Genomic DNA, 7,843 nt, shown 5'->3' on the forward strand with positions numbered 1-7,843 from the left:
TCACTGATTATTGGGAAATATTCAAAAATAACAAATAACAAATAACAAATAACAACTATCAACTGTCAACTGTCAACTGTCAACTGTCAACTGTCAACTGTCAATGGCTTTGATTAAAGCTGGAATTTGCGAACAGTCTCGTTGTACAGATGAATAGCTAAATCCCTCAGAACTTCTTCATTCTCAATATGACTTCCTAACTTCTGTTTCGCTGAGTTGATGCACATTTGCATTAAGTCGGCGGAACTTTCGACGTAAAGCGCGATTGCCCTTTGCTGTTGTTCAAAACTAATCTCGTCTTCCCCGAGCATTTGTACCGATTGACAATTAGGCGATCGATCGAAATCTTCCGCCATTTTTTCCTGTTTTCTCCTTTGCACTTCCTCGGAAAAACCAGAAGAAATTATCCCCGCAGGCAGTGCAAAAATTCCTATACCCAAAAATGCTAAAATTGCTCCTAACAATTTACCTAAAGGAGTGATCGGATAAATATCGCCGTAGCCGACAGTCGTTAATGTCACAACTCCCCACCACATTGAATCGAGGATACTCCCAAAAGCTTTGGGATGCGCTTCGCATTCAACAAAATACATGATGCTAGAGGCAAATATTAATAGAATAAAAACTGCAAATGCAGTGGCGATTAAATCCTCTTTTTTGGTGTACAATACTGCTCCCATAGTTCGCACTGAATGTGAATAACGGCTCATTTTTAGCAGCCGCAACAGACGCAACAGGCGAATTAAATTAATGAAGCTTAATTCGGGAAATAAGAGAACTGTAAAAAAAGGCAATATTGAAACTAAATCTATTAGACTTAGTGGTGTCAGACCGTATCTCAATCTTCCCCAAAGCGGGTGGCTATATCTGCGATCTACTGTACACACCCACAGCCTCAAACCATATTCTATTGTAAATACTAAGGATGCAACAATTTCGATGTTTTCCAGAATGCTTTTTTGTTCTTGGGAGAAACTGGGGGAAGTAGAAGCAATAAAAGCTGCAACATTTATCAGAATCAAACCAGTGATAATAATATTGCCTGCTAAGCTGTATAAATTGCTACGCTCTGAACCTTCTAATATTTCATAAATTATTGCTCTGAGTTGTTTATGCACCTGAGTTTCTCCTAAACAATTAGCAATTAATGCTTGCCCTTTACCATAGCTTAAGAAGTTTTTTTGAAAACGTCAGTAGGATTTGTGAGGAGGGCTAAAAATCTAGTTGCTTCAGAGATGTTTTCGTTGCAAAACTCCATATTTATCATGGAAAGTGGGTGGTTTGGGGCAACGGCTTTCTAGTAAAATTTAGAGTTTATCTGAAAGAAATTGCCAACTACATACTGGATTTGCAGGCAAAAATCATGAAGGTAGCCGTATTCAGCACCAAATCCTACGATCGCACTTTTCTGACAGCAGCCAACGCCGACAAACACGAGTTGGTGTTTTTTGAACCGCGCTTGAACCTGGAAACTAGCGTTCTGACTGCTGGATTTCCGGCAGTCTGCGTCTTCGTTAACGATAGTTTAGACGCCAAAACGCTGCGGGCGATCGCCCAAAATGGCGTGCGCTTGCTGGCTTTGCGATCGGCCGGATTCAATCACGTCGATTTAGCAGCAGCCCGCGATTTAGACTTAACTCTTGTCCGAGTTCCCGCTTATTCTCCCTACGCCGTCGCCGAACACGCAGTGGCGATGATTTTGTCCCTCAACCGCAACATCCACCGGGCCTACAACCGCGTCCGCGAAGGCAATTTCGCTCTAGACGGCTTGTTGGGTTTTGACCTCCACGGTAAAACGGTGGGAATCGTCGGGACTGGCAAAATAGGCGCCCTGACTGCCAAAATTCTGCACGGATTCGGCTGTCGCTTGCTGGGATACGATGTTTCCCCAAACCCGGATTGCTTAGCCTTGGGGATGGAATACGTGGCGCTGGCCCAACTGTTGGGTAACTCTGATATTGTCAGCCTCCACTGTCCGCTGATACCAGAAACTTATCATTTAATCGGTGCAGAGGCGATCGGGCAAATGAAACTGGGGATGATGTTGATCAATACCAGCCGCGGTCAGTTGATTGATACCAAAGCTGTTACTAAAGGACTGAAGTCTGGTAGAATTGGCTACCTCGGCTTAGATGTTTACGAACAAGAGACGGATCTGTTTTTTGAGGATTTGTCAAATCAGGTGATTCAAGACGACGTATTTGTGCGCTTGCTGACTTTCCCCAACGTCCTGATTACCGGACATCAAGCTTTTTTCACCGAGGAAGCATTGCAAAATATCGCCGAAACCACGATCGGCAATATCACCGATTTTGAACGAGGGCGCACTTGTCCCAATCAAATCGACCTCAGGAAAGTGCAAAAATGAGTCAAAAGAGCGATTTGTCAGCGGGGGCAATTGTTTAAAATCAACCCATATCGTTATTTTTGCTTGCAATTAGTGAAGCTCTGCCTTAATCTCATCAATTAGCCCCAGCAGCCTGAATGCTGTGCTAATTGCCAGATAATTATACTGGCATCAACTCAAAGCCTGCAATTTTACTTGACAACGGAGGAATTATCCCATGACACAAGCTAACTTTTCTGACGACACGCAAACCATCACCGAAGTTGTGACAGTAGACCTAGTGAGTGACCAGCCCGGGGTCATAACTACAATGACAACCTCAGAAACACCAGCCAGCCAGTTCCAAGATATTAAAGACCAAATTCTCACAATTTTGTCCGAGCTTCCAGCTTATTTGTCGAACTTTTTTACTGAATATCAAAAACCTCTGGTAACTATTGGTTTAATCCTGGCCGGCGGTATCAGTATCAAGGTAATGCTGGGAGTTTTAGATGCTCTTAATGATGTGCCTTTGGTAACTCCATTTTTTGAATTGATCGGGATGGGATATACAGGTTGGTTTGTTTACCGCTATCTGCTCAAAGCTTCTACTCGCCAAGAATTGTTGACGGAAATTGATTCTTTGAAAGAACAAGTTGTCGGTCAAAATTCTTAATTAGACAGTTGACAGTTGACTCCGAAAGCAGTTGACAGCTCGCTTAGAGAAGGGTTGACAGAAGGAAGAGAGAATATTGAGAGCATCTCAGTTTGGCATTTGTATGTAGTGCGAGCTCTTAAGCTCGCACTGTAAAAAAAATGTTTTTTGAAAAAATGACATACTCCCGGGAATATTTTCCAAATCTTCCCCTATCCCCCTGTCAATTAGGATGGCAAACTTGTTGCAAAGTAGCGGTAAAATCTGGGTAGGAAATGGCAGCAGCTTCGGCACGGTGAATGTTAGTAACACCTGTGGCGTTCAGGGCTGCGATCGCCAAACTCATCGCTATTCTGTGATCGGTATAGCTGTCAACATCCGCGCCAGTTAAATTAGTTCCCCCGGTAATTTCTAAACCGTCGGGTAACTCGGTAATTTGAGCTCCCATGCGGTTGAGTTCCGCAGCAGTCACAGCCAGCCGATCGCTCTCTTTGACTCGCAACTCAGCCGCATCTCGAATGATGGTAGTACCCGACGCAAAAGCCGCGGCTACTGCCAAAATTGGGATTTCGTCAATCAGTCGGGGAATTAAGTCGCCAGCAATGGTGCATCCCCGCAATTGGCGGGAACTACGAACCAAAATATCCGCTACCGGTTCCCCCGCCGCCTCTCGCTGATTTTGCAGTTCAATGTCGGCGCCCATCATTTCCAAAGCTTCCAAAATCCCTGTACGAGTTGGGTTGACGCCGACATTTTCGACTACGAGCTCGGAACCCGGGACGATCGCCCCAGCAACTAGCCAAAATGCCGCCGAACTAATATCTCCCGGTACAATTACATTCTGTCCTTGGAGTTGCGCAGGGCCATTGACTGTCACGCTACAAGTTTCTGGATCGACGGTTAATTTGGCTCCAAACGCCCGCAGCATCCGCTCGCTGTGATCCCGCGAGAGAGCCGGCTCGGTGACTGTAGTTTCTCCATCCGCCATCAAACCCGCTAGCAAAATGCAAGATTTTACTTGAGCCGAGGCGATCGGCGAATGGTAGTGAATCCCTTTTAACTGCTGTCCGAGTACCGCTAAAGGAGCTAAAGAATTGCTCTTTCTACCCCAAATTTGCGCACCCATTTGTTGCAGCGGTTTAATGACGCGCGACATGGGGCGCGATCGCAAAGAACTATCGCCCGTTACCGCATAAAAACGCCCCGGATGAGAGGCTAAAATTCCCAACATCAACCGCATCGTCGTGCCGGAATTGCCCGCGTCCAAGACTTCGAGAGGCTCCTGTAACTCGCCAATTCCGACGCCCCTGACAATCACCCGTTCCGCGTTTAGTTCAGAAACTGAGGCTCCCAGCAGCGAGAAGCATTTAGCAGTGCTGCGGGGGTCTTCTCCCAGCAGCAGTCCCTCAATTGTAGTTTCACCGCTGGCGATCGCGCCCAACATCAAAGCCCGGTGAGAAATCGATTTATCGCCGGGAACTCGAATCCTGCCTCGCAGCGACAAGCCCGAGGCTGGTTTTTGAATGCTTAAAGTTTGAGTTTCGCCGTGAAGCGAAGTAGTTATAATGTCAACTGCCATGAGATAGACTAGGATGGGACGGCGTTAGCTATCCTACCCTTTTCCCAGCCTAAGTCATACCATTTTAAATTTTCCATTTTTCAAGTTGAGATTTGGGAATGACACACTGCATAAGGGTTTGCACCGCAGACTTACAGTTCGATTATTTTGTAAAACGGCGATCGGCGATCGGGTAGGCCCGGAGGCAATGGGAAGGATTTTACCTTAATTTGACAAATATTATCTCTAGATATGCTGAGATTTAAGATCGCGCTTTCGGTTGTCGATGCGGTAATTGACTGGGGAATCAACTATTCGATCTTGGTGGGCCGCCAGTTGTAGACTTGCAATTTTTTAACCAAAAGCTCCGGAATTTGTAACCGGGATCATCTAAAATCTAAAATCAAAAGTCTAAAATATCAAATCTCAAACGGCCCGATCCACAATAACTCCTACACTTTTATTTATGCTGACTCATCACCGCAAGCCTGTAAGTTTATCGCTGGTATCCACAGATTTACCTTTGTGGTCTGTTGTTGAAACCGCTGGTACGCTGTATCAAAAAGACCGCGATCGCTTTCACTTGTTGTTGCACGAGCCGGCAATACTCGATCGGCAATTTTCCGACGCATCTGACACATCTGGCGAGCAAGTTACGATATTACCAACAACTACAAAACCACGGTTGCTGTGGCTAGAAGTTTCGCCCTATCGAGTGATTATGACTATGCAGGGAAACGGCAAATACAGTTACCGCCACTGCTGGGAACGCGGAATGTACGGGCTTAGCCGTTATTGGCTTCAGGGCGAATCGCTGGCGACTCCCGAACAGTTGCGCCTCCGCAACTTCACTCGCAACTTGACCCTGACCGGAAAGCCAGAACCGGGACACCTGCGGTTAGAATATGAGTTGTGGTCGGAAAAAGTGCAACTTGGTCAGTATATTTTGAATTTAGAAATTCATCACTAAATTTGGCAATGGGTAATTAGTCAGTAGTCAGCAGTCAGCAGTCAGCAGTCAGTAGTCAGCAGTCATTAGTCATTGGTCATTGGTTATGATGTAGGCGATCGCCAAAAACAATTACATTTTACAGAATATTGTAGATACTATTATTTTTGGGGAATGACCTACTTACCGATCGCTCTTACAATAATTAATCAGTTGGCCAGTCAAAGCCTCTAGATTGTCGGCTGCTTGATTTGCCTGCTGTCCAGCTCTGATAATATCTGCTCTAGCTTTTGTGATTTGCTCTCGACCTTCTATACTTGTAGAAGCACGGTTTCCTGTTTCAAGGGCTTTGCCGATGTCACCGAGTCCTTGACCCATTTCCCGGAAAGATTTAACCGACGGCTCTTGAATTTCTTTGAGGGTTTTATCTGTGATTCGCAGAGCTTCAATTTGTTTAGCTGTTTGGTTCAAATCTTTAGCTAAGTTCTTGCTCGTTGCAGCATCGTAGGTGCCGTTTTTAAGATCGATGAGAGCCTTACCTTTAGTGACAATTTCAGTGAATTTAGTACACTGGGCAGTTCGGTTATCGCCACCGCAACTAACCGTCAGCATACAGCAAGCAACAAATACGAGCAGGAAAGCGATTGGTTTACGAAAAAAGTACATGAATCCTCTGTTGAAAAAAGTAGCTTCGGGAATTTTGTAGTAGAGTGGGGAGCATCGATTTTACATTTTCGATTTAGTCCACAGATCAATCAAATGAGTTGGAACTTCAGTCTAAAATTAGAGGGTCGTGAGATCGGGAGTGTCGCCCGGTGGTATCTGTATTTTAGGCGGATGTGCGATCGGCAGATCGAGATATCGACTGTTAACACCCTGCTGCGACCTTCAGACAAGCTCTGCTAAACTAAACTACGTAACAGTTTGGGAACTATGGTCAAAAACAGCAATAACCTACAGAAGGGCAGCATTTGGGGATATCTTACCCTGCTTTTGCCTATTTGCTTAACGGCGGTTGCCAGTTTCGAGTCGGGAACGATGTTTTGGGCGATCGCCACCACAGCGGGCATTGCTTGGGCTTACAAGCTATACCAGCAGCAGCAAAAACACAAACAAGCGAGTTTAGACTTGGTTTTCTACAGATTGATCAAGGAAAATCAAGGACGAGTTACGGCGTTGGATCTGGCGATGAATGCCAAACTCCCGGGATCGAAGGTTCAAGAATATCTCGACGAACGAGCTCTTGAGTTTGCCGCTGATTTCCAAGTAACCGAAGAAGGCGGAATTTTGTATTATTTTCAAATTGCTCCAACTGTCACTCCCAGCGAAACACCTAAGGTGGCAGTAGCTGTTCAAGAGCCTCCCACAAATCGGGAAAAAACACAAGATAAAACACCAAAATTATTTCCGATCGATCAACCCAAGACTGGTGAAAATCCGAAAATCTCTTTTACCCAGACGGAACTATCCCGCAGGTTCAAAGTTCACGCCACGACGATCGGCAAATGGAAAGTTAAGCCAGAGTTTGCTCAGTGGAGCCGCGAAAAAGACCCGGAGAATCTCGCCTGGGAATATTCTACGGACAACAAGCGATTTTATCCCAAAGATTAATCGGAATAGTTGACGGTTGACAGTTGACGGTTGACAGTTCACAGTTGACAGTTGGAAGAGGGAGAAAAACATCAACAGCAAGCTTTTTAGCGATCCGTATTGTAGATTTAATTAGGTGGATTTACTTGTGGGTTCAAATATACTAAAGAAACCGGGTTTCTACGAGGTTCTGCGGTTGGTAACGAAGAATTTCGGATCGACCGGGTTTGTGAGATTTGAGCGAGTTCTAGACTATTCTGATACCCGTTGACCGATCGACCTCTTTAGGTTAGTTTAAGTAAAATCCTGTTTAATAGAGTTTGCCCGATAAATATCGGTAAATTCGATCGCCATATCTGTTCATTTTTTATCCTATGTCCACACCAACCTTGCGAGTAGTCGCGCGTCTCGTCGCCTTTCCCGACAAAGTAGCAGAACTTAAATCTCTGCTGCTGAGCATTATAGAGCCAACTCGCCAAGAGCAAGGCTGCATCAAATACGAACTCCTGCAAAATCAAGCCGATCCTACAGATTTTACGTTCGTTGAAGAGTGGGAAAGTGCAACTTTGCTAGAACTACATCTCGCTTCTACTCACATTCAAGCCGCAGTGCAGCAATTAGAAGGTTTAGCAGTTGAGCCGCCTGATATTCGCCGCTATGAATTGCTCGCTTAATCAACTTTTTATAGCAATTTTATTAAGGTTGGCGGCACATATTCGATCCCCCCTAGCCCCCCTTAGTAAGGGGGGGACAAGAGTGAGAGTT

8 protein-coding genes are annotated in these 7,843 nt (G+C 45.3%); 5 read left to right on the forward strand and 3 right to left on the reverse strand.

Annotated features, from left to right (window positions below; translation table 11 throughout):
- Positions 1–113 precede the first annotated feature (113 nt).
- Positions 114–1,118 (reverse strand): ion transporter, encoded by a 1,005-nt coding sequence (locus tag QT974_RS27825; protein WP_333471636.1) that lies wholly within the window; start codon positions 1,116–1,118, stop codon positions 114–116.
- 245 nt (positions 1,119–1,363) lie between these two features.
- On the opposite strand from QT974_RS27825, the gene QT974_RS27830 reads away from it, so the two are divergent.
- Complete coding sequence (locus QT974_RS27830; protein WP_333471643.1) at positions 1,364–2,368, forward strand: 2-hydroxyacid dehydrogenase; 1,005 nt, start codon at positions 1,364–1,366, stop codon at positions 2,366–2,368.
- Positions 2,369–2,564: 196 nt separating this feature from the next.
- Positions 2,565–3,002 (forward strand): CAAD domain-containing protein, encoded by a 438-nt coding sequence (locus tag QT974_RS27835; RefSeq protein WP_333471637.1) that lies wholly within the window; start codon positions 2,565–2,567, stop codon positions 3,000–3,002.
- A gap of 202 nt (positions 3,003–3,204) precedes the next feature.
- Here QT974_RS27835 and aroA read toward each other — a convergent pair whose 3' ends face one another.
- Entirely contained in the window at positions 3,205–4,560 is a 1,356-nt protein-coding gene (gene aroA / locus QT974_RS27840) for a 3-phosphoshikimate 1-carboxyvinyltransferase (protein WP_333471638.1), read from the reverse strand.
- A gap of 445 nt (positions 4,561–5,005) precedes the next feature.
- On the opposite strand from aroA, the gene QT974_RS27845 reads away from it, so the two are divergent.
- The gene (locus tag QT974_RS27845; protein WP_333471639.1) at positions 5,006–5,509 is read left to right on the forward strand and encodes a hypothetical protein; all 504 of its coding nucleotides are present in this window, start codon (positions 5,006–5,008) and stop codon (positions 5,507–5,509) included.
- A gap of 162 nt (positions 5,510–5,671) precedes the next feature.
- Here the strand turns inward: QT974_RS27845 and QT974_RS27850 are convergent, their stop codons facing one another.
- Entirely contained in the window at positions 5,672–6,154 is a 483-nt protein-coding gene (locus QT974_RS27850; RefSeq protein WP_333471640.1) for a hypothetical protein, read from the reverse strand.
- 267 nt (positions 6,155–6,421) lie between these two features.
- Here QT974_RS27850 and QT974_RS27855 point away from each other — a divergent pair, with 267 nt between their 5' ends.
- A complete protein-coding gene (locus QT974_RS27855) occupies positions 6,422–7,099 on the forward strand; it encodes a hypothetical protein (RefSeq protein ID WP_333471641.1) in 678 nt (225 codons plus the stop codon).
- A gap of 353 nt (positions 7,100–7,452) precedes the next feature.
- Positions 7,453–7,752 carry a putative quinol monooxygenase gene (locus QT974_RS27860; RefSeq protein WP_333471642.1) on the forward strand — a complete coding sequence of 100 codons (300 nt, stop codon included), beginning with the start codon at positions 7,453–7,455 and terminating at the stop codon, positions 7,750–7,752.
- Positions 7,753–7,843: the final 91 nt, after the last annotated feature.

This window comes from Microcoleus sp. BM001215392, assembly GCF_036700185.1.
In the GTDB taxonomy this organism is placed as follows: domain Bacteria; phylum Cyanobacteriota; class Cyanobacteriia; order Cyanobacteriales; family Microcoleaceae; genus Microcoleus.

Bases quoted from the DNA above. Each gene is read 5' to 3' on its own strand.
- QT974_RS27830 (WP_333471643.1), top strand. From the start codon at position 1,364: ATGAAGGTAGCCGTATTCAGCACCAAATCCTACGATCGCACTTTTCTG.
- QT974_RS27835 (WP_333471637.1), top strand. From the start codon at position 2,565: ATGACACAAGCTAACTTTTCTGACGACACGCAAACCATCACCGAAGTT.
- aroA (WP_333471638.1), bottom strand. From the start codon at position 4,560: ATGGCAGTTGACATTATAACTACTTCGCTTCACGGCGAAACTCAAACT.
- QT974_RS27845 (WP_333471639.1), top strand. From the start codon at position 5,006: ATGCTGACTCATCACCGCAAGCCTGTAAGTTTATCGCTGGTATCCACA.
- QT974_RS27850 (WP_333471640.1), bottom strand. From the start codon at position 6,154: ATGTACTTTTTTCGTAAACCAATCGCTTTCCTGCTCGTATTTGTTGCT.
- QT974_RS27855 (WP_333471641.1), top strand. From the start codon at position 6,422: ATGGTCAAAAACAGCAATAACCTACAGAAGGGCAGCATTTGGGGATAT.
- QT974_RS27860 (WP_333471642.1), top strand. From the start codon at position 7,453: ATGTCCACACCAACCTTGCGAGTAGTCGCGCGTCTCGTCGCCTTTCCC.